Genomic DNA, 22,617 nt, shown 5'->3' with positions numbered 1-22,617 from the left:
TATCCCACACTAAAAAGAGTGATGTTGTGAAAGGAGTCTATTTCATGCTTCGAAAAATTTCTCTTTTGCTTTCTATTTGTTTTCTTCTCCACCAAAACATCGCTTACGGTGAAGATAATCAGCAAAGCATATACGAAAAGCGCATGGCACTATATAAAGAAACCGAGCAGTCTTCAGGCATTCCATGGTATTACTTAGCTGCAATGGATCAATATGAAAGAAATATACGGAGCGTAAGAAAAGATATTCCGAAAAAACCAGATGCCATCATTTCCCTTTATTTCAAACCAGAAATATGGGCTGGACCTATTAATAGTAACGATACTCTTCCCCATACAATTTCTCTATTTGGCGGAATAGGTTTAGATGGTGACAAAGATGGATTTGCAAATGCAAATAGCGACCGTGATCTTCTGCATACCGCAGCGACTATTTTAAGGAAACAAGGAACATCAGAAGACCGTATTAAAATTATGCTCTGGGAATATTATAGACGTGCCAAAACAGTTGATTTAATTAGCGAATACGCCCAAATTTATAAACATTATGGACGTATTAATTTAGAAGGAAATGCTTTTCCTCTTCCGATCCGTAGTGACCATAGCTACCGTAGTACTTTCGGCGCTGGAAGAAGTTTTGGCGGCAGAAGGATTCATGAAGGAACCGATATTTTTGCCGGATATGGCGTGCCAGTAAGATCGACTTGCTATGGCATTATTGAAACGAAAGGTTGGAACCGCCTTGGTGGATGGCGCATTGGTATTCGCGACCTTCATAACAATTACCATTATTACGCTCATTTAGGCGGGTTTTCAAAAGAAATACAGCTTGGACAAATTGTTGAGCCAGGGAAAGTAATCGGATTTGTTGGTAGCACTGGTTATGGACCTCCTGGTACAGCCGGAAAATTTCCGCCCCACTTACATTTTGGCATGTATAAAGACAATGGCTATACAGAATGGGCCTTCGATCCATACATGCATTTAAGCCTTTGGGAGCGCAAAGAACGAGCAAATACAAAACGATAACCGTAGCTGCATTGCTACGGTTATTTTTTATCCAGTAAAAGCCTGACTGAGCCGAGTTTCACTTTATTTACAACTAACTATCTGTTTTCTTTTTATCAGGTACAGCAACACTTCCGCTTCCATAATACGTAGGCACTTCCCCTTGAACGATACGCGTCGCAATCGGAACATTTTGTTTCACCTTTATCTCTTTCGTATGAAATGGAATAATCACTTGCAATGTTACTTCCATTTCCATAACAATTTGAATCGCTGTAGTATTAATCCCATGCGGCTCAATTTTTTGTTTAATATCTGTATTCACATGTCCAACTGGCGTGAAATGAATCGGAATATCTGGTCCTATATTACCAAGAAGTGCATTATCAGTTACACGCCCAAAAGGAACTGCCATAGTCGCGCCGTTTTTTTCAGAAATACCTAGCTCCTTCAACTTCCCTTGTTCTACTTGCTGCAAATATTTTTCTATGTATGTGGTCGTTGATGTTACAATTTCATTTACTTGCTTTGTATTTAAATTAATTGTGGATACTTTTCCGTTTTTATCATTCTGTACTTTCATTAATGAATCTACATCGAATCCTTCATTAATTCGATCCTTTACTGCCTTCGTCATAATTGACGTCGCCATTTTATGTGTCTCTACTTCCCCATATTTAATTAAGGTCGGCTGAATATTATTATTCACAATCCACAACCCTTGCGTAAGTAATATAACAAAAAGAATAAACGACATAAGCAGTATATACCGAAAGGCAATAGGTCCCCTTCGAAACCGCGAGTTTTTCGAGCGAAATATACTCATAAAAAAACCTCCTTCTTATATCATTTCTATGCAAGAAGGAGGGACGATATATGCTTATCTCATTTTTAATAATGCTTCTTTTCCAATCGTACCTGCTGGAATGCCTAATGCTTCAGCTCCAGTCGTTACCGATTCTAGTGGCGCTTCAAGAAGTTGTTCAATCGTTCTTACACCAACCGCACGGCCGGCAATAATTCCGCGATCACCTAATTTCTCATTTAAAAGACCTACATCTAATGCACCACACATAATATATCCTTTATCGCTCATTACAGCTAGCAAATTCGTCTTTGGAAGTTTCACGCTAACTGCAATAAACGTATAATTATCAATTATAATTGGCTCCACATTAACCATAGTTCACACTCCTCTCTTTCTTATCTGTATGACAAGAGAAAAATGAGTGTTACAAGTTAACTAGCCTATAGTTTAACGGAAGATGTATAAGTTATTAACATATCTGTTAACACATCTCTAAGTAGTTCTGGCATATAATATTGTTTGTCAGAAAGTGTGGATAGCTCTGGGTATAAGTAGCCAAATGTAAACATATCAATCGTTCCTACTGTATATATACGATCTAATTCCAGCGATTCCCCGTTAATTAATACATCTTCGAGTAAAATTTTATTCCCGGGAATCGTATCTGGAATGACTTCTACACCAGCGTAAATCATTTTCCCCATCACTTTTCCCCGAAATCCGAATCCTTTCACCTCAAGATTCTCCATATTCGGCTTACGTGCTTTCAAAATAACTTCTCTTAATATCTTTCCTGGAACTTTCAAAGCACACGGATTAATTGGATGTGGACAAATTCTGTGAATATCTCCGCGCGTTACAACACCCTCTTCTAACCCTTCAAGAAGTACACCAGCGTTCACCATGCCAATCTCTGCATTGCACCATGTTTTCAGCGCACTTGCTAACATGTGAGAAAACGGCGTCTCCTGAAACCAATCAACCGGTAATGACTCTTTTAAATGAACGACAGACTCTGCCATTATATGCTCACTTTCTTCCTGCAGTATTTCAATTGTGGATAACGGCTTGCTATAAGCACCTAACCGTTCCGTCTTAATCGCTCTACCGTCTTTTTTCAGCAATTTCTTCATCTCGATATCCACAGTAAGCTGCACGTGACCAACGTAACGTCCCCACTTTTCACAACAACAAAGTAAAGTATTATTCAGTAGAATACCACGCTCAAATAAATGATGCGTATGTGCTCCTAAAATAACATCTATATCATAATGCTCTGCCATATACTCATCCATACTTTTTCCAAGGTGAGAAAGGACAACCGTAATATGAGCCTCATCTTTCACTTCTTCTAAAATAGACTCTAAATGAATAATGGGATCTTCAATATGCCAATCGAGCATCTGATAAAACTCTGGATAAGCTACCGTTAATCCGATAAAAGCAATGGTAATCCCATCCGTCGTTGTATGCAATTTATAAGGCCTTGCCCATGACGGACGTACCCCTTCTTTTTCAAATAAATTTGCGACAAGTATTTCAAATCCAGCATCATCATAGAGCCGATTCAAATGCTCCTTCGCTAACGTAATTCCTTCATTATTTCCGATCGTTACATAATCATATAACGCCTCATTCAAAAGCTTCGTATTCCCAAGTCCATTCGTCGCTTCCGAAATACTATGAAAACGATCCACATGATCGCCGATATCAACCGTCAAAACAGTCTCTCCCGCTTCCTGTCTTCGCTTTTTCTCCCCTAGAACAAACCGAGAAATTTGCGGCCAATTTTCAAAATGACTATGTATATCGTTTGTATGATAAAGGTGGATGATTGTTTCTTTATTTATATTCAGAGAAAAAACCTCCTCTCAGTTCCTTACTGCCATTTACGCTATGCGTACGCAATAATCCTGTAAATACTTTTCGTCTTTTCTTGCTATTTTACATTGTACTCGCATTGTGAGAAAAAGCAAAAGATTGTCCTTTCCATATAAATTTTTCTGCTTTATCATCTATATAGGAGGTGTTCTTATTAAACTTTATAGCTTACTCTCACTCGTGTTTTCATTAATAGGAAGCATTTTATTTATCGCTTCGGTACTTTACTTACCGAATCTATATCTATTTATTAGCTTCCCTCTCGTTATTCTCGGCTTCATGTTTAGCATGGTTGCAATATCTAAAAACGAAGCTAGCAAACTGAGATTTGCCGGTATCTTTATCTTACTTCTATTAATTCTCTTTGTATTAATAGGCATTCCTTTTATATTTGTAGGATTCGGATTTTAGAGCTAGTTATCGCTAGCTCTATTTTTATCCCGCATTTAACGGGCAGTAAGCCCCCCACTGATTAAAGTTTCACTTTATGTTGCGGGGGTATAGGAAAAATTTCTTTTGTCTTACTTTGTCGATAAGTCGATATCCCTTGTCGAATCGTCGATATATTGCAATAATCGCTGATATATTCCGAGTTATGGTCGATATATTTGAAAAATCGTTGATATATTTAACTGAAAACCCACCTGGGTATCCCTACCATCCTGCCCTCAACCAAGAACAACATAAAAAAGCGTCCTGCACAGCAGGACGCTTCTTTAATCTATTTAACCAATAGAACCTTCCATCTCAAACTTGATTAGGCGGTTCATTTCAACTGCGTATTCCATTGGAAGTTCGCGAGTGAATGGTTCAATGAAGCCCATTACGATCATTTCTGTAGCTTCTTGCTCAGAAATACCACGGCTCATTAGGTAGAATAATTGTTCTTCTGATACTTTAGATACTTTCGCTTCGTGCTCAAGTGAAACGTAATCGTTTTTGATTTCGTTGTAAGGAATTGTATCAGATGTAGATTGGTTATCCATGATTAACGTGTCACACTCGATGTTAGAGCGAGAGTTTTTCGCTTTTGGTCCGAAGTGTACGATACCACGGTAAGTTACTTTACCACCATGCTTCGCAATCGATTTAGAAACGATTGTTGAAGACGTGTTTGGTGCTAAGTGAATCATTTTCGCACCAGCATCTTGGTGTTGGCCTTTACCAGCAATCGCGATAGATAATGTTAAACCACGAGCGCCTTCGCCTTTTAAGATAACTGCTGGGTATTTCATCGTTAATTTAGATCCGATGTTACCGTCAATCCATTCCATCGTTGCGTTTTCTTCACAAACCGCACGTTTTGTAACTAGGTTGTATACGTTGTTCGCCCAGTTTTGGATTGTTGTATAACGGCAATAAGCATCTTTTTTAATGATGATTTCTACTACCGCACTGTGAAGTGAGTTAGTAGTGTAAACAGGTGCTGTACAACCTTCTACGTAGTGTACGTGTGCGCCTTCGTCTACGATGATAAGCGTACGTTCGAATTGTCCCATATTTTCAGAGTTAATACGGAAATACGCTTGAAGTGGTGTATCAACTTTAACACCTTTTGGAACGTAGATGAATGATCCACCAGACCAAACTGCAGAGTTTAATGCAGAGAATTTGTTGTCTGTTGGTGGGATTACTTTTCCGAAATGTTCACGGAAAATATCTTCGTTCTCTTTTAATGCGCTATCTGTATCTTTGAAGACGATTCCTAGAGCTTCTAGGTCTTCTTTCATGTTGTGGTATACAACTTCAGATTCGTACTGTGCAGATACACCAGCTAAATATTTTTGCTCAGCTTCTGGAATACCTAATTTATCAAATGTTGCTTTAATTTCATCAGGTACTTCATCCCAAGACTTCTCAGATTTCTCAGATGGTTTTACGTAGTACGTAATTTCATCGAAATCTAAGTCGTTTAAGTCGCCGCCCCATTGTGGCATTGGCATTTCGTAGAACTTATCCAGTGATTTTAAACGGAAGTCTAACATCCACTGTGGTTCTTCTTTCATACGTGAAATTTCTTCAACGATTTCTTTTGTTAAACCGCGTCCAGCACGGAAAATCGAAACGTCTTTGTCTTTGAAACCATATTTATAATCGCCGATATCTGGCAGTTGCTTCGCCATGTTGGTGTGTCCCTCCTTAGATAACCTCGTTTTTAGGAACCTTTAACATTACTTATCTTCGTTTAAGCCCTTTTCTAACGCTTTCCACGCTAATGTTGCACATTTAATACGTGCAGGGAACTTGCATACGCCTTGTAATGCTTCAATATCTCCTAAATCGATGCTGTCATCGTACTCTTTTCCTAGCATCATGTCAGAGAAAATTTTCGAAAGCTGAAGTGCTTCTTCAATTTTCTTACCTTTTACTGCTTGTGTCATCATTGAAGCTGAAGACATTGAGATTGAACATCCTTCGCCTTCAAACTTCGCCTCTTGCACAATACCTTCTTCTACTTTCATCGTAAGTTGAATACGATCGCCGCAAGTTGGATTGTTCAAGTTAACGGTAACACTATCTTCTAATACGCCATGGTTACGAGGATTTTTATAATGATCCATAATAACTTGACGATATAACGTATCTAAATTATTAAATGACATTTGTGAAATACTCCTTTGTCTTGATTAGCGAGTCAACAAATGTATCAATTTCTTCTTTTGTATTATATAAATAGAAGCTCGCACGTGCTGTTGAAGAAGCTTTTAGCCACTTCATAAGCGGTTGTGCACAGTGATGTCCTGCGCGAACTGCAATGCCTTCTACATCTAATACAGTCGCTACATCGTGAGGATGTACGTCTTCAATATTAAATGTAACAAGACCAGCGCGATGCTTTGGACCATAAATTGTAACGCCATCTACTTCTGATAGTCTTTCTAAAGCGTATTGCGCTAATTCATGCTCATGCTTTTCAATATTATCAAGACCGATTTCTTCTAGGAAATCAATTGCCGCACCAAGTCCGATTGCATTACCGATAATCGGTGTACCTGCTTCAAACTTCCACGGAAGCTCTTTCCAAGTAGATTCTTGTAAATCTACGAAATCAATCATTTCACCACCAAATTCAATTGGCTCCATATTGTTTAGCAATTCTTTTTTACCATATAATACGCCGATACCTGTAGGGCCACACATCTTATGAGCAGATAATGCGTAGAAATCACAGTTTAAATCTTGTACATCTACTTTCATGTGAGGTGTACTTTGTGCACCGTCAACGACCATAATTGCGCCATTTTCGTGTGCAATTGCTCCGATTTCTTTTACAGGGTTAATCGTTCCAAGTACGTTAGAAACATACATGATAGAAACGATTTTTGTATTCGGTGTAATTGTTTGACGAGCATCTTCTATTGAAATTGTCCCATCTGGTTGAAGCGGAAGATATTTTAAAGTTGCACCAGTTTTCTTCGCAACTTGTTGCCACGGAATGATATTACTATGGTGCTCCATGTAAGAAATAACGATTTCATCGCCCTCTTTTACATTTTCAAGACCATAGCTAGCCGCTACTGTATTTAATGCAGTTGTCGTTCCGCGCGTGAAAATAATCTCTTCCATTGATTTCGCATTGATAAACTTGCGAACTTTCTCACGTGCACCTTCATACGCGTCGGTAGCTTTCGTACCGAGCGTATGAACACCGCGATGCACGTTAGAATTATATTCTTTATAGTAACGTTCTAACGTTTCAATGACTTGAATTGGTTTTTGAGAAGTTGCTGCACTATCGAAATAAACAAGTTGTTTGCCGTTCACTTTTTGATCAAGAATTGGAAACTGTTTGCGTATTTCATGAATATTCATTAGCGAACTTTCCTTTCAATTACCTCAACAAGCTGTGCCTTTACTCCTTCAATTGGAAGCTCATTAACTACAGGTGCTAAGAATCCATGGATGACTAAACGTTCTGCTTCGCGTTTTGGAATACCACGGCTCATCAAGTAGTATAGTTGGACTGGATCTACGCGACCTACTGAAGCTGCGTGACCTGCCATTACATCATCTTCGTCGATTAAAAGAATTGGGTTTGCATCACCGCGAGCTTTTTCATCTAACATAAGAACGCGAGAAGATTGTTGTGCATTTGATTTAGATGCACCGTGTTCAATCTTACCAATTCCGTTAAAGATAGATGTTGCACTATCTTTTTGTACACCGTGTTTTAAAATCCAACCTTCAGAATGTTTACCGAAGTGAACAACTTTAGTTGTAAAGTTTTGTGTTTGGTTACCACGGCCAATTGTTACTGTTTTCGTATCAGCATATGAACCGTCGCCCATTAAGTTCGTAACGTTCTCTGAAATTGTGTTTCCGTCATTCATAAGGCCTAGAGCCCAATCAATACGGCCGTCGCGTCCTACAACGCCGCGGCGGTTAACGTAAGTTGTTACGTCTTTTGCTAATAGATCAACCGCACCGAATTTCACTTGTGCGCCTTGTTCCACGATTACTTCTGCTACGATATTTGCAATACCTTTAGCATTTTCATTTGCAACATAGTTTTCTACATAAGTTGCAGTACTGTTCGCATCAGCTACGAATAGTACGTGGTTATATACGTTAGCTTCTTCGCCGTCTACTAAGAATACAGCTTGAAGTGGAGTTTCAAGAACAACGTTTTTCGGAACATATACGAATGCACCACCGTTGATTAATGCAGCATGAAGTGCAGTTAGACGATGCTCGTCTACTTTCACGCCGTCTTTCATTAAGTACTTTTGTACTAGTTCAGCATGCTCAGTTGCTGCTGTTACGATGTCTGTAAAAATAACACCTTTTTCTTTTGCTTCGTCTGCTAAAGAAACGAATGCAGTTGTACCAGTGCGTTGTACTAATACGCTGTTATTTTCATCGATTAAGTTTTTCACTGCTTCTGGAAGTTCAGTTAAAGAACTTACAGGCTCTTGCTTAGCAGCGTCGCCTTTTCCGATAAAGTCCCATTTGTCAATTTTCGTTTTATCAGGCGTTGGCATTGGAAGTTCAGTTGCTTGTGCAAGAGCTTGTAAGCGGAACTCAGTCAACCAAGCAGCTTCGTTTACTTCGCTTGCGCGTTGACGGATTGTTTCTTGATCGAAAGGTAATGTACCGATTGTCATGTTTATGCTCCTCTCTTACGCTTCTTGCTCTGTTGTTTCGTCTTCAATACCTAATTCTTTTTTAATCCAGTCGTAACCTTCAGCTTCTAGACGTTGTGCAAGCTCAGGGCCACCAGATTTAACGATACGACCGTTCATCATAACGTGAACGAAGTCTGGAGTGATGTAGTTTAATAAACGTTGGTAATGCGTAATCATTAGGCAACCGAACTCTTCGCCGCGCATTTCGTTAATACCTTTAGATACAACTTTTAATGCATCGATATCAAGACCTGAGTCGATTTCATCTAAGATTGCGATTTTTGGCTCAATCATCATTAATTGAAGGATTTCATTACGTTTTTTCTCTCCACCAGAGAAACCTTCGTTTAAGTAACGTTGTGCCATTTCTGGATCCATTTCTAGGAATTCCATATTTTTATCTAATGTACGGATAAATTTCATAAGAGAAATTTCATCGCCTTCTTCACGACGTGCGTTAATTGCAGAACGTAAGAAGTCAGCGTTTGTTACTCCGCTAATTTCACTTGGATATTGCATTGCTAGGAATAGACCTGCTTGTGCGCGCTCGTCTACTTCCATTTCTAATACATCTTCACCGTCGATGATGATGCTACCTTCTGTTACTTCATACTTTGGGTGGCCCATAATTGCAGAAGATAAAGTTGATTTACCTGTTCCGTTAGGTCCCATAATTGCGTGGATTTCTCCACCTTTTACTTCAAGGTTTACACCCTTTAAAATTTCTTTGCCATCAATTGATACGTGTAAGTCTTTAACCGTTAATGTAGAACCAGCCATCTCAATACCTCCATTAATCCTATATATACATTTTAAAAATTCCTAAAACGTTCATATTCTCATTTTATTCTCATTCTAATTTTATATCAAATAAAATGATATCGCAAACGACGAAAAAAAGTAACCGTTTTTTCACAAATGTATATAAGTATTTCCTTCACATCTTTCTATGATACACCTTTCTTCTTATTTATATAAAGAAAAAAGGACTGGTAATTTTCCAGCCCTTTCCTTATATTTATTCACTTACCGGAAGTACAGCACCTTTATATTCTTTATTAATAAAATCTTGAATTTCTTTTGAATGTAGCACTTCTACTAGCTCTTTAATTTCTTTTTTCTTCTCATCACCTTTACGAACTGCAATGATGTTTGCATACGGAGAGTCTGCTCCTTCAATCGCAATTGCATCCTTTGTTGGATTTAATTTTGCATCAATTGCATAGTTTGAATTAATAAATAAAGCATCACCTTCATTATTTTCATACAGCTTTGGTGACAATCCAGGCTCTACATCTGTTTTAAACTTTAAGTTTTTCGGATTTTCGACTACATCTTTTACTGTTGCCTTAACAACATCTACTCCGTCTTTTAATTTAATAACGCCGCCTTTTTGTAACAGTGCTAGCATACGGCCACGCTCCGCTACGTTATTACTCATAATCACTGTCCCGCCATCTGGTAAGTCTTTTAAGCTTTTATACTTCTTAGAATAAATACCCATCGGCTCTAAATGGATTTTTCCTGCGTTTACAATTTTATATCCCTTTTCTTGAATTTCTTTATCTAAGTACGGAATATGCTGGAAGTAGTTCGCATCAATTTCTTTATCCGCTAACGCTTTATTTGGCAGTACATAATCCTGAAACTTTTTAATCTCTAACTTAATGCCTTTTTTCTCTAATATCGGCTGTGCCTTTTCTAAAATAACAGCGTGCGGCACGTTAGAAGCTCCCACAACAAGCTTATTCTCTTCCTTCCCTCCGCAAGCAGCTAATGTAAATACAGATAATGCTGTAACAACTGACAATAGAATCTTTTTCATATGACGTCCCCTTCTCCCTATAGTTATGTAGTAAAAAAGGACCGGCATACACCAGCCCTTTTTCAGCAATTATTCTTTTACAGGAACAACTGCACCTTTATATTCTTTAGTAATAAAGTCTTCAATTTCTTTAGAATGTAATACTTCTACAAGCTCTTTAATCGCTTTTTTATCTTTATCACCTTTACGAACCACTAGTACGTTTGCGTATGGAGAATCATCGCCTTCAATTGCAATTGCATCTTTTTCTGGGTTTAATTTCGCATCAATTGCATAGTTCGAGTTAATTAAAACAGCGTCGCCTTCTTTATTGTTATACACTTGTGGCAACAAACCAGGCTCAATATCCGTTTTGAATTTTAAGTGTTTCGGATTATCTGCAATATCTTTTGGAGTTGCACTAACTGGATCTACTCCGTCTTTAATTTTTAAAATGCCTTCTTTTTGTAAAATTGCTAAACCACGTCCATGGTCAGTAACGGAATTACTCATAATAATTGTCGCCCCGTCTGGAAGTTCTTTTAAACTCTTATATTTTTGAGAATATACACCAATTGGTTCAATATGAATTTTCCCTGCTATTTCAAAATCATATTTTTTATCTTTAATTTCTTTTTCTAAATACGGAATGTGCTGGAAATAGTTTGCATCTAATTCCTTATCCGCTAACGATTTATTTGGCAACACGTAATCTTGGAATTTTTTCACTTCTAATTCAATTCCTTTTTTCTCAAGTAACGGTTTTGCTTTTTCTAAAATTTCAGCATGCGGTACGTTAGAAGCACCAACAACAAGTTTCTTTTCATCTTTATCTTTCCCGCCACAAGCAGCTAACCCAAAAATTGAAGTTGAAATAAGTGCCGTAAGTAATAATTTTTTCATTTAAAATATCCTCCCGTTTTTATTATCGTTTATCTATTCGAGTCGTTAAACTATCACCAATCCACTGGATTAAAAATACAACTAGTAATACACAAATTGTCGCAACGATTGTTACATCGTTATTCCCTCTCTGGAATCCTTCTAAGTAAGCAAGTGTTCCAAGGCCACCAGCACCAACAACTCCCGCCATTGCTGTATAGCCTACTAAAGCAATTGTCGTAACCGTAATACCAGATACTAATGCTGGTAATGATTCTGGAATTAACACTTTCAAAATAATTGTGCTTGTTTTTGCTCCCATTGCTTTTGAAGCTTCAATTACACCTTTATCAATTTCGCGAAGTGCAATTTCAACCATTCTCGCGTAGAATGGTGCGGCTCCAATAATTAAAGCCGGCAGAGCTGCACTTGCTCCAAGAATTGTTCCAAGAAGAATCTTTGTAAATGGGATTAATAAAATAATTAAAATGATGAACGGTATAGAGCGGAATATATTTACGAATGCTCCAATCACCGTATTAATTGATTTGTTTTCCCATAAATTATCTTTTGCTGTCATGAAGAGTAACAATCCTAAAATTAGTCCTAAAACAAATGTCGCAAGGGCTGCGATTGCCGTCATATATAACGTTTCACCAGTTGCTTCTAACATTTGATTCCAATCAACATTTGCGAGTAACTTATCCATGTGCAATCACCTCCAGCTCTACTTGATCTTGATGAATTCCTTCTATTGCTTGCTGGATCGCTGTTTCCTCACCATTTAAATGAACAACTAAACTACCGTAAGAACCGTTATTCGTTTGTGCAATATTTCCTTGCAAAATGCTAACTTCTATATCACTGCGTTGCATTAATCGTTGAAGCACTGGTCTTTCTACAGCCTCACCGATAAACTGCAAACGAATTACTTTTCCATCTGGATATTTTTCAATTAAATTTTCAATTGTTTCATTTGTATCTTCAGAATCTGTTAACTGCTGTACAAATCGTTTCGTAATATCTTGCTTCGGATTACGGAATACATCAAGTACTGGACCTGTTTCTACAATCTTTCCTCTCTCCATTACCGCCACTCGGTTACAAATCTTTCGAATCACGTGCATTTCATGTGTAATGAGTACAATTGTTAAACCAAGGCGCTTATTAATGTCTAATAGTAAATCTAAAATTTGATCTGTCGTTTCCGGATCAAGAGCTGACGTTGCTTCATCACATAAAAGCACTTGTGGATTGTTAGCTAATGCTCTTGCAATCCCGACGCGTTGCTTTTGTCCTCCACTCAGCTGAGATGGGTACGCGTCTCCTCTTCCTTCTAATCCAACAAGATGAATTAATTCATCAACACGTTTTCTTCTCTTCGCTTTATCAACACCTGCAATTTCAAGTGGAAACTCAATATTTTCACGTACAGTTCGTGACCAAAGTAAGTTGAAGTGTTGAAAAATCATTCCGATTTCTTGTCTTGCCTTACGAAGTTCACTTCCTGTAATTGCTGATATAACACGATTCGCAATTGTAATTTGGCCAGAAGTCGGTTTCTCTAACTGATTAAACAATCTGATTAACGAACTTTTTCCAGCGCCGCTATATCCAATAACACCAAATATTTCGCCTTTTTCTATTTTTAAATTGGCGTTATCTACAGCAGTGACATCACCGCTTTTCGCCTTATATATTTTCTTTACGTTCTCTAATAGAATCATGATGTTCACCCCTTTTTTGTTTGGATCGACTCCGCAATTTTTTATTTTTAATGCGTGTAGTCCACTGTTATCATTACTTTTATTATTTGAATGTCCTCCACATTCAAACAATAAAAAAACCTTCCTGCTTTAGAGAAGCAGAAAGGTTTATATGCGTATATAACAACATTATCCCTCTCTCTCATCTCTCAAAGCATTCGCTTTGCAGGAATTGGCACCATTTCAACATAAGTTGACGGTTGCCGGGCTTCACAGGGCACAGTCCCTCCACCTCTCTTGATAAGAGAAATCAGATTCAATTTTCGTCTGATTTGAAATTTATGAAATTGTCTATATTTTATGACTTGAATTGTATCAATATACACTCACCATGTCAACAGAAATTTTCGCAAAAAATGAAACTTCAGAATTTTAAGCACCTACTGACATCGGTTTACATATATGAAACATCGATTCCACTAATAACATCGTTCGGTACGTTCCTGAATATTGTACACGTCCATCGTTCATTAACATTTGCAATCGTACATTTCCATTCACCAATTGTTCTATATCCTTTTCATCTAAGCAAATGATTTGTTCCGTTCCTCTTTCCTCATGTACCAGCTCTATATAATCTCTTGAAATTTGTAACGAACAACTTTCATCTCCAAAGCGAAAATTAACAGTTTTTTCTTCTTGTCTTAAAAGCGGTTCTAAATGATATTGACCATTAGCGTAATTTACAAATGATTGAAGCAAAGAATATAATCTCACCCTAAATCACATCCTTCATATCACTTTCTATTACATACCATTCCCTCTCACTAAAGAGCAATCCTGTTATTTTCGCTCGACAAATACTGTATCCACCCTGCATCTCGACATATTTCCCAAGAAATATGTCGAGGCGGCAAAAATTTTGCCGCCTACTTTAATTCCGTATATAAATATTCAACCGAATGAAATGCGTATATCTTCTTCATCAGTGTCCCATTTTCAAAAACAAGTAAACAAGGTACACTTTCAATCCCATACTCTTTCGCTAAATACGGAGCATAATTTAAATCTAACATCCCAATTTTGAGGCCTTCAATTGTCATCTCAACGACTGTTAACATCTTTTTTGCTAATTGGCATGTTCCACACATTGGAGTATATACATATAATACTGTTTTTTCTTCGTTCTCTATTAGGGCTGTAGCTTCGGCTCCTGTCCAATCAATCACTTCTATCATTCCTTACCGTAAATATTCTGTATAAACGTCAATGTCGGCTCCCCATAATACATTTGCTAAGTGTGTAGATGGCGCAGTTGCCACTTCTCGGTACGAGCGATCAATATAGATATGCTCGGCTTGCGGAAATTCTTTTCGAAATTGTTTCCTTAACTTTTCTCCAGCATCATCAGCATCCACTAGCACATACACTTCCTTATCAAAAAACTGATCAACGAGCTCATCCATTTTCGACAAACCAATTGTACCATTTGTACAAACAATTTCCACCGGTTCACGAATAATAGATTCAATCTTTCTTCTATCTGATGTACCTTCTACAATAATGACTTTTTCTACATAAATCATATGTCATCACCCGATCACCATATACTATATAACCTTGAACTTAGTATATAGTATATTCGTTATTTTCATGTTGTTTCCTGTTTATTTTTGCAAAAGAAAAGCGGAAGCGGCTCGTTTAGAACAGGAGGGCATTGGAACTCCTGAACTAGAGGCGCCTTTTGCCTCAAGTGAAGGAGTGAAATGATCGACTGTTCTAGCCGCTGGAGCTGGATCATAAAGAAAAGCGGAACCGACTGTTTAGCCCTGTTGGCTAAGGTTCTTTCGCACAGAAGACGCTTTTTGTCTTCTTGTGCGGAGGGTTCTTAGACATGAAGGGCTAGGAGGGGGAGCTGGACAATGAAAAGCGCAAGCGGCTCGTTTAGATTGTGAAGACTTATGAAACCTTACCACAAAACAGTTTTTCTCATAATAGCTTATTTATTTACATATAACTTGAATTTCATTATTTCACACAAAATAAAAAAGGACAGCACAAAGGCTGTCCTTTAGTCGACTATAATTAGTCTTGGTTTGTCATTTCTGCATATTTTTCTGCAGTTAATAACTTCTCAACTTGGCTTGCATCAGAAAGCTCAACTTTAACCATCCATGCACCCTCGTATGGAGATTCGTTAACAAGTTCTGGTTGGTCACTTAATTCTTCGTTTACTGCTACAACTTTACCGCTTACAGGTGCGTATAACTCAGAAACTGTTTTAACAGATTCTACGCTTCCGAATGGCTCGTCAGCTTCGATTGTTGCACCTACTTCAGGAAGTTCAACGAATACGATATCGCCTAGCTCACCTTGTGCAAAGTGAGTGATACCGATAACAACTTCATTACCTTCAGTTTTTACCCATTCGTGTTCTTCAGAGTAACGTAAATTATTTGGAATGCTCATGACTGTACCTCCAGTGAATGTATTAATTATGTAAAAATACCTTATTGGTACTTTTTCCACACACTTTCAAACTGCTCTTCGTTAAAACCAAGTGTTACATTCGTTCCATCTGTTACAATTGGACGTTTAATCAACATGCCATCAGATGCTAAAAGCTCATACATTTCGTCTTCGCTTGCATCTTTCAACTTATCTTTTAGACCAAGTTCACGGTAACGCATTCCACTTGTATTAAAGAATTTTTTTAATGGTAATTCACTTTTTTCATGTAAATTACGTAAATCTTCTTTTGATGGTGGATTTTCAACAATATGAATCATCTCATATGCTACATCGTTTGCCTCAAACCATTTCTTTGCCTTTTGACATGTGCCACACTTTGGATATGAATAAAATGTTACTGTCATAAATTCACCTACTTTTTTACTAACCTTTACCTTTATCATATAGAAAACGTTTTATTATTTCAAACCATTATTCGCTAAACTTTTACTTATTTCGTGATAATTTTTAATAATCCTGCGAATTTTTCTTATTTTTCCGCCATTTGTTAAGAAAAAAATAAATATATAAATTTTTTAGATTCTGCACCAAACATATATCTTAAACAAGCGTTTGATTAATTCTCCATTTTTCTTTCTTAACCTTTGAACTACAGGAGTTTCTTCCTACCGAACATACAGCTTAAACAAACGTTTGATTAATTCTCCATTTCTCTTTGTTAACCGTTGAGTTACATCAGTTTCTTCCTACCGAACATACAGCTTAAACAAACGTTTGATTAAAAAAATAAGAAGCCTCGTTTACAGGCTCCCTCATCATCTATTCAAATAATCTGCGATGGTTTGAAATACGACGATATACATATTATGAATACTTTCTTCTGTATTTCCACCATTAGATAAACCAATTGCCCATTGTTGCCCTTCACCACTTCCGATATTTGCAAAGCCTTGCGTATACATAGCATTTACATCTTTTCGTGCACTGTTATACTCTATTCCTTTTGTAATAAAAATTGAATATGATTTATCTTGTAAACCGATAAAAAACACTGGTTTCTTTAGCGATGAAAATACATTTTTATACTGCTCTGTTGAGGCTTCTTGAAAGTGATCTTTCATTATTAGAAAACCATCCACTTCCTTAGATTTCTTTTCTAGTTCCTCTAACTTCATTTCTTCAAACTTTACATTCCTAAACGTATCTTTCGGCTTTTCTCCAACAACTCCAATTACGAGTGCTCTTCCATTATATTCTAATTTCTCTCCTTCTTTATCCTTTGCACACCCAGCACCTACTAGGCATATCAATATAAAAAATAAGAAATACGATAAACGCTTCATTTAGCACCCTCTCCTTCTTTTTAGTCAAGTGACAAAAACGTAAGGTTAATTCAAGAAAATGTAAGTAAAATCGATAGCCCAATTCACGTTTCTATATTATAATCAATTGAATTTACTTACATTACTAAACATAGGAGATCAACATGAAGAAATTTAAACTTTCATCTTTTCTTCCGTTAAGTTATATACTTCTACTCGTGCTCGTAAGTCCCCTTTACGACGTATTAAATAAATCGACTGTTCACGCAGTAGACGTTACAACTGTAGTAGATGATTGGATTCCATTTGTAAAAGCATTTATTATTCCTTATTTACTTTGGTTTCCATACTTATACGGCGCACTTATTTATTACTGCTTTGCTGACCGAAAGCAATATTATGTCACTTTAAGTAGTGTTATTTTTGGAAAGCTTGCTTGTTTTTCTATTTATTATTTTTGGCAAACAACTGTACCGCGTCCGACTGTCGTTGGAACAGATGTATTTTCTGAACTAGTTCGCTATATTTATAGTATCGACCAGCCAGTAAACTGTTTCCCTAGCATTCACGTTCTTACTACATTTGTAATTATGTTAGCTGCCTTTAAGCGTAGAGAACAGCATGCTTTTGAATATTACATCCTTACTTTCTTCGGTACACTTATTATTTTATCAACGCTATTTACGAAGCAGCATGCCTTTGTAGATGCCATTTCTGGAATGACGCTTGCAAGTATACTTTACTTCGGCGTTCAGCTCTTATTGGCCAAAGAACCAATAAGAGTTCCAGTAAAACAAAATCATAGAATGTAGCATGACAAAAAGCAGACTGTGGCTTCTCAGTCTGCTTTTATATATTATTAAGGAGATTTTCAACTTAAGATTGCGGTACAGTCATATCACCAGAGTGAATACGACCTGCTTTTTTAAGAGCAATGTAAAGTATATAAGAAACAGCTACTGGAATGACGATATAAGTAATTACCATCGCCGGGAGAACTTCCCATCCTTGGCTGGAAATTAAATTAATTGGTGCGATAAGAGAACTTAATCCAAGACCTGCAATTTCCTTTCCTGCTTCCAGTTGGAAAATTAATGCGGATACTGGACCGACTATAGCACTGGCAACGACAGTTGGGACGAGAATCATTGGATTTTTAGTGATATTTGGTAACTGTACTTTCGGAGTACAAAGTGCTTGAGCTAATATGCCACCTAAATTATTTTCTTTCGCTGAGATGACAGAGAATCCGATAAACTGAGCGACGCATCCGGCAAGAGCAGCACCACCTGCAACACCGTCTAAGCTAAGTGCAATTGCTAACGCAGCTGATGAAGCTGGAGAGATAAGTAATAGCCCCCAAACTACTGCAATGACGATAGAAGCAATAAACGGACTACCAGCTGAGCTATCTTTAATAAACGCTCCAACTGCATTTAAAACAGGAGTAATATTATGAGATAACCAAATACCAACTAAACCAGAACCTAATATGGCCGCAAATGGAACGAGCATCATATCTAACGCAGTTTTTCCGCTTAAACGTTTACCAATATATACAGCTAAAGTTGCTGTTAATAATGCACCGATTGGCTCACCTGTTTTAATAATTAGACCGGCTTCAGTAATTGAAATGGATCCGGCACCAATTGCTCCGGCTACCATCGCCGAGAAGATTACAAGACCGTTTGCACCGAGCATAAAAGCAATTCCGGCACCAATTGCCGGTGCCATTAGTGATTTTGCAACAACTCCGATTGTAATAAGTAATGGTATATCAACAATTCTTCCTATATTTTCGATCAGTAAACCAATTCCGAGGGATACGAAAATACCTTGTGCGATTCCAGCAGATGCTTTAAATACACGAGACATTATATATTCCTTCATTTGTTTCACCTTCTTCTATAAGTTAGTAACCAATTGTTTTCATATAATCACGTAAAATATCGTTTGATTTTGCGAATCGAGATTCTTCATCCTCTGTTAAATTGAGTTCTACAACTTCTCTTATACCGTCTCTAGTAATAATAGCTGGTACTCCTGTACAAATATCATATTCACCATACTCACCATCTAAAATGGCTGATACAGCAATGACACGGTGATCATCATTAAAGATTGAACTCGCAATATATGCTAGAGAATTTCCAATTCCGTAATAAGTAGTTCCTTTACGTTTATAAATTTCCCAACCAGCTTTTGCAGTCTTCTCAACAATTTCATCTAAATCTATTTCACCAAATCGTTCTTTTTGTTCTTCTAAAATTTGCAGAATTGGCTTTCCACCAACAGTTACATGAGACCAAGCAACCATTTGAGAATCACCATGTTCTCCTAATGAATACCCATGAATACTACGAGGGTCTACATGTAGCATTTCAGATAAAATTGTTCTTAAGCGAGAAGAATCTAGTGATGTACCAGTACCGATTACGCGATTTCTAGGTAATCCAGATAATTTCCACACTTCATATGTAATAATATCAACTGGGTTCGATGCAAGTAAGAAAATACCATCAAATCCACTTTCCATTACGCCGCCAACAACACTTTCCATAATCTTCGCACTCGCTCCTAAAGTATCTAAGCGACTTTGCCCTGGTTTTGGTGCTGGCCCTGCTGTAATAATAACAATGTCCATATCTTTGCAGTCTTCATAGCTTCCTGCATATACTTTTGTTCTTGTATTTGTAAAGTTAATGCAATGTGATAAATCCATTGCTTCCCCAACTGCACGTTCATGATTTATATCAATTAATAATAGCTCTTCACAAATCCCTTGATTTACAATGGAATACGCACAACTTGATCCAACTAATCCAGTACCGATAATTGCAATTTTTCTTGTATGTCTTTTCATAGCAATCTCTCCTAATTGATCATATAATCTATTTCTTTTGCTCTTTACACTCCTAATTATAGAGGTTATCACGATAGAAACCATGGATACTTTGTGAAATATTGAACAAAGTATTTGTCCTTTTTGTGAATTGTTATATTCCATTTTCGTCATATTTGTTACAATTGGAAAAATATTTATTTTATATTTATTGACATGCTCAAAACAAAAAACGAGCGACTTCATTCGCCCGTTTTTTGTCATCCCGTTATTCCGCACTTAATTGACTTTTTAATTGCTGCACAATCATTGGATTCGCAGGTGCTGCCGGTTTGTAATAACTTTTTTGCTTTGCGTACTCATACATATTACGTTGGCGCATCTCATCTTGATTACGAATTTGAATTAACGTTTGATGTAACTGCTCATTATCAGACTGAGCAATATAATTTGCATAGCTTGTTAAACTTGCATTTAATCCTGCTAAATAATCATTTACCATATCTTTTTCATTCATGTTCCGCTTCCTCCTATCCTAAAAAAGTCATTAATTGTTGCTTCGTATTTCGTGCATCTTGCGCATCTTTTTGTAACATTTGTTTCAATTGTGGATCTGTACACGTCTGTGCATACTGCTCCAACTTGTTAATAATTGTTGCGTGTCCACCAATTAAATGACGTAAGTTTTCTACTTCAAGCTCTGTTAAATTTTGCATGGAATACTCCTACCTTTCTTCTTTCATTCTCCTTTAGTATTCTGTTCTTTTTAAATCGTATTCATGAAAAAGCTTTCTTACATTTCAAATCAATCACATCTATTTATAAATACAAAAAAATGTTATAGTTACAGAAAAATACAAATATTCAAAAGCTAACCTTATAATAACAGTATAATCCTCAAACAAACCATGGTAGGAAGGCATGCTCATGCAAAAATATGTTAAAGTTATCTTCTTTATCATTTACGCAAGCCTCTATGTAAAACTGTTGATTGATATATTAAATTTAAAACCAATATTCACTTCTATACCTTTACATATGTTATTTCTCATTTGTTTTCTATTTATAGCACTTAACAATTATAAAAATCGTAACACTACATTTTTCCTATTGTTTATTAGTGCAACTCTATTAGTAAGTATTAGCTTCATTAAAAGTATTCTTATATAAAGGAGCAATAAACATGAAAACACATGACTTCCTTACAGAAATCCAGAAGGGCTCTGAGCCTAGTCCATATCAAGACCCCATCGTATTCAGTTTCGTTTGCTTTTTCTTAGCGATATATACATTTTTCAAACCTGCAAAATAATATCATTTCATAAGAAAAAGCCTACCATTCTTTTCGAATCATATGCACTAAAAAACCTTAGAATCACTTCTAAGGTTTTTGTTTACCTTGCTTCTTATTCACGTAACCCTTTAATAAACGTTTCCAATAATACATGTAAACTTATATCTAGATCTAACGGCAAACCAAATCCGCCTTGCTGTTCAATCGAAGCAAATCCATGACAAATACTTCTGAATCCGCGTGTCGCATGAAGTGCATTCTCTCCTTCTAAGCCATACTGTTGTAATACTTGAAGACAAAGCTTTACAATTCCGTCACCTGCTTTTCTTACTTCTTCATCTCGTAAAAAAGTTGCTTCATATAGTCCAGGATGTTTTCGGACAAATGCTACATACGCTTCTCCTAATGCATGAATTGCTTCATCCATACGTTTATCCTCGGCCGCTTCTTCCAGTTTGTTATGCAGCTGTTTTATTCCGTAAATACCAAGATTTTTCCGTACATCTTGTAACCCTTTTACATGATTATATAGTGAGGGCGAACGTATCCCTAACCTTTGTGCTAATGAAGCTAACGTTACTTCTTGTATTCCATTTGTATCTGCAATTTCTGTAGCTGTTTCTACAATTTTCTGTAATGTAAGTCCGATTCTCGGTGACATAAATTAACCCTCTTTCTTACTTTCTATATTCCGTTTCGCTTCCTTAATAGCAAGCTCTATGACAGTGCCTGGATTCTTTATCATTTTCCCATGTCCTGCCGCAAGCAAGGAAGGCTCATATTCGCTTAACTTCTCTGCACTTTGTACTGATATTTCTTTGCTCCACGTTGCCATCGCTGGAAACGGAAACCAAAATTTCATTTGTCCCGAAACAGCCATACCTCCTCTTGTTTGAAATGCATCCCCAACAATAAGAGCTTTATTTCGTACATCAAGAAATGACATGGAGCCTGGCGTATGCCCCGGTGTCATAATCGCAAGAAGCGATCCAACTCGGTCGCCATCTTCTAATAAAACATCAGGTACCGTTTTTACTTTTTTAGGCACACCGCCTTTTATCGGTATATTCTGTTCATCCTTTTGTAACGTCGTATCTCCTTCTAACAGCTTTGCGTCCCGCTTAGAAATATAGACTGGAACATGAGGGAGTACTTCCTTTAATGCGTCTAATGCACCGATGTGATCATCATGCGCATGTGTTAATACAATCTTAGTAATTGGTTTTCCTATTTTCTCAGCCGCCTGTAAAATACTTTTTGCGCTATATGGCAAAGCCGCATCAATTAAAGTTAAACCATCTTCTTCCTCCACAAAGTAACAATTCACAGGAAACACTCTTGGCAAAAATGACAATTGATATAACGTTTTTTCATGTATCATCCTCATAGTCCCATCTCCCTTTTCACGAAAACTAATACTATTAGTTTTATTATACTAATGGCATTAGTTTTATGTCACTAAAAAATTTATTT

General features: G+C 37.0%; 27 protein-coding genes and 1 riboswitch. Of the genes, 3 read left to right on the top strand and 24 right to left on the bottom strand.

The genetic code is table 11. The annotated features are described in order from the left end of the window. The first annotated feature begins 44 nt into the window (after nt 1-44). Entirely contained in the window at nt 45-1,028 is a 984-nt protein-coding gene (locus tag ACK1U5_RS23730) for a M23 family metallopeptidase (protein ID WP_000944665.1), read from the top strand. Between the two features lie 73 nt (nt 1,029-1,101). On the opposite strand, the gene yunB is transcribed toward ACK1U5_RS23730, so the two are convergent. The 3 genes from yunB to ACK1U5_RS23715 all read right to left on the bottom strand — a co-directional run bounded on the left by yunB (nt 1,102) and on the right by ACK1U5_RS23715 (nt 3,647). Next, nucleotides 1,102-1,833: a sporulation protein YunB gene (yunB, locus tag ACK1U5_RS23725; protein ID WP_087875908.1), complete on the bottom strand. Its 732-nt coding sequence runs from the start codon at nt 1,831-1,833 to the stop codon at nt 1,102-1,104. A gap of 54 nt (nt 1,834-1,887) precedes the next feature. Then, nucleotides 1,888-2,190 carry a YunC family protein gene (locus tag ACK1U5_RS23720; RefSeq protein ID WP_000248466.1) on the bottom strand — a complete coding sequence of 101 codons (303 nt, stop codon included), beginning with the start codon at nt 2,188-2,190 and terminating at the stop codon, nt 1,888-1,890. Nucleotides 2,191-2,255: 65 nt separating this feature from the next. Further along, a complete protein-coding gene (locus ACK1U5_RS23715; protein ID WP_080014583.1) occupies nt 2,256-3,647 on the bottom strand; it encodes a bifunctional metallophosphatase/5'-nucleotidase in 1,392 nt (463 codons plus the stop codon). A 229-nt stretch (nt 3,648-3,876) separates the two neighbouring features. On the opposite strand from ACK1U5_RS23715, the gene ACK1U5_RS23710 reads away from it, so the two are divergent. Beyond that, complete coding sequence (locus ACK1U5_RS23710; RefSeq protein ID WP_000492051.1) at nt 3,877-4,107, top strand: hypothetical protein; 231 nt, start codon at nt 3,877-3,879, stop codon at nt 4,105-4,107. Nucleotides 4,108-4,421: 314 nt separating this feature from the next. On the opposite strand, the gene sufB is transcribed toward ACK1U5_RS23710, so the two are convergent. The 15 genes from sufB to ACK1U5_RS23635 form a co-directional block, all read right to left on the bottom strand. Then, nucleotides 4,422-5,819, bottom strand: coding sequence for a Fe-S cluster assembly protein SufB (sufB, locus tag ACK1U5_RS23705; protein WP_001118827.1), 1,398 nt, complete (start codon nt 5,817-5,819; stop codon nt 4,422-4,424). Between the two features lie 48 nt (nt 5,820-5,867). Next, complete coding sequence (gene sufU / locus ACK1U5_RS23700) at nt 5,868-6,299, bottom strand: Fe-S cluster assembly sulfur transfer protein SufU (protein ID WP_000009523.1); 432 nt, start codon at nt 6,297-6,299, stop codon at nt 5,868-5,870. Beyond that, nucleotides 6,289-7,509, bottom strand: coding sequence for a cysteine desulfurase SufS (gene sufS, locus ACK1U5_RS23695; protein WP_001020760.1), 1,221 nt, complete (start codon nt 7,507-7,509; stop codon nt 6,289-6,291). Before sufS ends, sufU begins: the two co-directional genes overlap by 11 nt. After that, nucleotides 7,509-8,801: a Fe-S cluster assembly protein SufD gene (gene sufD, locus ACK1U5_RS23690; RefSeq protein ID WP_000152167.1), complete on the bottom strand. Its 1,293-nt coding sequence runs from the start codon at nt 8,799-8,801 to the stop codon at nt 7,509-7,511. Before sufD ends, sufS begins: the two co-directional genes overlap by 1 nt. A 15-nt stretch (nt 8,802-8,816) precedes the next feature. Beyond that, on the bottom strand, nt 8,817-9,602 hold the full coding sequence (gene sufC, locus ACK1U5_RS23685) for a Fe-S cluster assembly ATPase SufC (protein WP_000929160.1): 786 nt from the start codon (nt 9,600-9,602) through the stop codon (nt 8,817-8,819). A gap of 238 nt (nt 9,603-9,840) precedes the next feature. Continuing rightward, entirely contained in the window at nt 9,841-10,647 is an 807-nt protein-coding gene (gene metQ / locus ACK1U5_RS23680) for a methionine ABC transporter substrate-binding lipoprotein MetQ (protein WP_000722399.1), read from the bottom strand. Nucleotides 10,648-10,716: 69 nt separating this feature from the next. Continuing rightward, nucleotides 10,717-11,529 (bottom strand): methionine ABC transporter substrate-binding lipoprotein MetQ, encoded by an 813-nt coding sequence (gene metQ, locus ACK1U5_RS23675; RefSeq protein WP_000735096.1) that lies wholly within the window; start codon nt 11,527-11,529, stop codon nt 10,717-10,719. 22 nt (nt 11,530-11,551) lie between these two features. Further along, a complete protein-coding gene (locus ACK1U5_RS23670) occupies nt 11,552-12,217 on the bottom strand; it encodes a methionine ABC transporter permease (protein ID WP_000359401.1) in 666 nt (221 codons plus the stop codon). Next, nucleotides 12,210-13,235: a methionine ABC transporter ATP-binding protein gene (locus tag ACK1U5_RS23665; RefSeq protein ID WP_000601778.1), complete on the bottom strand. Its 1,026-nt coding sequence runs from the start codon at nt 13,233-13,235 to the stop codon at nt 12,210-12,212. Before ACK1U5_RS23665 ends, ACK1U5_RS23670 begins: the two co-directional genes overlap by 8 nt. 178 nt (nt 13,236-13,413) lie before the next feature. After that, nucleotides 13,414-13,521, bottom strand: a riboswitch (SAM riboswitch). Nucleotides 13,522-13,646: 125 nt separating this feature from the next. After that, a complete protein-coding gene (locus ACK1U5_RS23660; RefSeq protein ID WP_001242139.1) occupies nt 13,647-13,991 on the bottom strand; it encodes a hypothetical protein in 345 nt (114 codons plus the stop codon). A gap of 152 nt (nt 13,992-14,143) precedes the next feature. Beyond that, nucleotides 14,144-14,452, bottom strand: a complete 309-nt coding sequence (locus ACK1U5_RS23655) for a thioredoxin family protein (protein ID WP_002062684.1) — start codon at nt 14,450-14,452, stop codon at nt 14,144-14,146. Between the two features lie 3 nt (nt 14,453-14,455). Next, nucleotides 14,456-14,800 carry a toprim domain-containing protein gene (locus ACK1U5_RS23650; protein WP_000640870.1) on the bottom strand — a complete coding sequence of 115 codons (345 nt, stop codon included), beginning with the start codon at nt 14,798-14,800 and terminating at the stop codon, nt 14,456-14,458. 499 nt (nt 14,801-15,299) lie between these two features. Beyond that, nucleotides 15,300-15,683 carry a glycine cleavage system protein GcvH gene (gene gcvH, locus ACK1U5_RS23645; RefSeq protein WP_000026896.1) on the bottom strand — a complete coding sequence of 128 codons (384 nt, stop codon included), beginning with the start codon at nt 15,681-15,683 and terminating at the stop codon, nt 15,300-15,302. Between the two features lie 41 nt (nt 15,684-15,724). After that, nucleotides 15,725-16,090: an arsenate reductase family protein gene (locus ACK1U5_RS23640; protein ID WP_000218968.1), complete on the bottom strand. Its 366-nt coding sequence runs from the start codon at nt 16,088-16,090 to the stop codon at nt 15,725-15,727. 411 nt (nt 16,091-16,501) lie between these two features. Further along, nucleotides 16,502-17,029, bottom strand: coding sequence for a hypothetical protein (locus ACK1U5_RS23635; protein WP_000826877.1), 528 nt, complete (start codon nt 17,027-17,029; stop codon nt 16,502-16,504). Between the two features lie 143 nt (nt 17,030-17,172). On the opposite strand from ACK1U5_RS23635, the gene ACK1U5_RS23630 reads away from it, so the two are divergent. Next, nucleotides 17,173-17,820: a phosphatase PAP2 family protein gene (locus ACK1U5_RS23630; RefSeq protein WP_000713771.1), complete on the top strand. Its 648-nt coding sequence runs from the start codon at nt 17,173-17,175 to the stop codon at nt 17,818-17,820. A 64-nt stretch (nt 17,821-17,884) separates the two neighbouring features. On the opposite strand, the gene ACK1U5_RS23625 is transcribed toward ACK1U5_RS23630, so the two are convergent. The 6 genes from ACK1U5_RS23625 to ACK1U5_RS23600 form a co-directional block, all read right to left on the bottom strand. Next, complete coding sequence (locus ACK1U5_RS23625; protein WP_000666172.1) at nt 17,885-18,898, bottom strand: PTS transporter subunit IIC; 1,014 nt, start codon at nt 18,896-18,898, stop codon at nt 17,885-17,887. A 22-nt stretch (nt 18,899-18,920) separates the two neighbouring features. Further along, nucleotides 18,921-19,871: an L-lactate dehydrogenase gene (locus ACK1U5_RS23620; RefSeq protein WP_000820650.1), complete on the bottom strand. Its 951-nt coding sequence runs from the start codon at nt 19,869-19,871 to the stop codon at nt 18,921-18,923. Nucleotides 19,872-20,118: 247 nt separating this feature from the next. After that, nucleotides 20,119-20,367 (bottom strand): spore coat protein, encoded by a 249-nt coding sequence (locus ACK1U5_RS23615; RefSeq protein WP_001002987.1) that lies wholly within the window; start codon nt 20,365-20,367, stop codon nt 20,119-20,121. Nucleotides 20,368-20,380: 13 nt separating this feature from the next. Beyond that, the gene (locus ACK1U5_RS23610) at nt 20,381-20,566 is read right to left on the bottom strand and encodes a hypothetical protein (RefSeq protein ID WP_001180555.1); all 186 of its coding nucleotides are present in this window, start codon (nt 20,564-20,566) and stop codon (nt 20,381-20,383) included. A 690-nt stretch (nt 20,567-21,256) separates the two neighbouring features. After that, nucleotides 21,257-21,805, bottom strand: coding sequence for a TetR/AcrR family transcriptional regulator (locus ACK1U5_RS23605; RefSeq protein WP_000074949.1), 549 nt, complete (start codon nt 21,803-21,805; stop codon nt 21,257-21,259). A gap of 3 nt (nt 21,806-21,808) precedes the next feature. Continuing rightward, nucleotides 21,809-22,531: an MBL fold metallo-hydrolase gene (locus tag ACK1U5_RS23600; protein WP_113710565.1), complete on the bottom strand. Its 723-nt coding sequence runs from the start codon at nt 22,529-22,531 to the stop codon at nt 21,809-21,811. Nucleotides 22,532-22,617 lie beyond the last annotated feature (86 nt).

It is taken from the genome of Bacillus sp. XB1 (assembly GCF_053557995.1).
The sequence above is the reverse complement of the archived record's forward strand: the minus strand, read 5'-3'. Positions and strand labels throughout refer to the sequence as shown.

Excerpts from the sequence above, each read along its gene's own strand:
- ACK1U5_RS23720 (WP_000248466.1), bottom strand. The coding sequence starts at position 2,190 with ATGGTTAATGTGGAGCCAATTATAATTGATAATTATACGTTTATTGCA.
- ACK1U5_RS23615 (WP_001002987.1), bottom strand. The coding sequence starts at position 20,367 with ATGAATGAAAAAGATATGGTAAATGATTATTTAGCAGGATTAAATGCA.
- ACK1U5_RS23655 (WP_002062684.1), bottom strand. The coding sequence starts at position 14,452 with ATGATAGAAGTGATTGATTGGACAGGAGCCGAAGCTACAGCCCTAATA.
- ACK1U5_RS23650 (WP_000640870.1), bottom strand. The coding sequence starts at position 14,800 with ATGATTTATGTAGAAAAAGTCATTATTGTAGAAGGTACATCAGATAGA.
- ACK1U5_RS23730 (WP_000944665.1), top strand. The coding sequence starts at position 45 with ATGCTTCGAAAAATTTCTCTTTTGCTTTCTATTTGTTTTCTTCTCCAC.
- metQ (WP_000722399.1), bottom strand. The coding sequence starts at position 10,647 with ATGAAAAAGATTCTATTGTCAGTTGTTACAGCATTATCTGTATTTACA.
- sufS (WP_001020760.1), bottom strand. The coding sequence starts at position 7,509 with ATGAATATTCATGAAATACGCAAACAGTTTCCAATTCTTGATCAAAAA.
- ACK1U5_RS23605 (WP_000074949.1), bottom strand. The coding sequence starts at position 21,805 with ATGTCACCGAGAATCGGACTTACATTACAGAAAATTGTAGAAACAGCT.
- ACK1U5_RS23640 (WP_000218968.1), bottom strand. The coding sequence starts at position 16,090 with ATGACAGTAACATTTTATTCATATCCAAAGTGTGGCACATGTCAAAAG.
- ACK1U5_RS23620 (WP_000820650.1), bottom strand. The coding sequence starts at position 19,871 with ATGAAAAGACATACAAGAAAAATTGCAATTATCGGTACTGGATTAGTT.
- ACK1U5_RS23670 (WP_000359401.1), bottom strand. The coding sequence starts at position 12,217 with ATGGATAAGTTACTCGCAAATGTTGATTGGAATCAAATGTTAGAAGCA.
- ACK1U5_RS23630 (WP_000713771.1), top strand. The coding sequence starts at position 17,173 with ATGAAGAAATTTAAACTTTCATCTTTTCTTCCGTTAAGTTATATACTT.
- sufC (WP_000929160.1), bottom strand. The coding sequence starts at position 9,602 with ATGGCTGGTTCTACATTAACGGTTAAAGACTTACACGTATCAATTGAT.
- sufD (WP_000152167.1), bottom strand. The coding sequence starts at position 8,801 with ATGACAATCGGTACATTACCTTTCGATCAAGAAACAATCCGTCAACGC.
- ACK1U5_RS23625 (WP_000666172.1), bottom strand. The coding sequence starts at position 18,898 with ATGAAGGAATATATAATGTCTCGTGTATTTAAAGCATCTGCTGGAATC.
- ACK1U5_RS23610 (WP_001180555.1), bottom strand. The coding sequence starts at position 20,566 with ATGCAAAATTTAACAGAGCTTGAAGTAGAAAACTTACGTCATTTAATT.
- sufB (WP_001118827.1), bottom strand. The coding sequence starts at position 5,819 with ATGGCGAAGCAACTGCCAGATATCGGCGATTATAAATATGGTTTCAAA.
- sufU (WP_000009523.1), bottom strand. The coding sequence starts at position 6,299 with ATGTCATTTAATAATTTAGATACGTTATATCGTCAAGTTATTATGGAT.
- ACK1U5_RS23600 (WP_113710565.1), bottom strand. The coding sequence starts at position 22,531 with ATGAGGATGATACATGAAAAAACGTTATATCAATTGTCATTTTTGCCA.
- ACK1U5_RS23635 (WP_000826877.1), bottom strand. The coding sequence starts at position 17,029 with ATGAAGCGTTTATCGTATTTCTTATTTTTTATATTGATATGCCTAGTA.
- gcvH (WP_000026896.1), bottom strand. The coding sequence starts at position 15,683 with ATGAGCATTCCAAATAATTTACGTTACTCTGAAGAACACGAATGGGTA.
- metQ (WP_000735096.1), bottom strand. The coding sequence starts at position 11,529 with ATGAAAAAATTATTACTTACGGCACTTATTTCAACTTCAATTTTTGGG.
- yunB (WP_087875908.1), bottom strand. The coding sequence starts at position 1,833 with ATGAGTATATTTCGCTCGAAAAACTCGCGGTTTCGAAGGGGACCTATT.
- ACK1U5_RS23665 (WP_000601778.1), bottom strand. The coding sequence starts at position 13,235 with ATGATTCTATTAGAGAACGTAAAGAAAATATATAAGGCGAAAAGCGGT.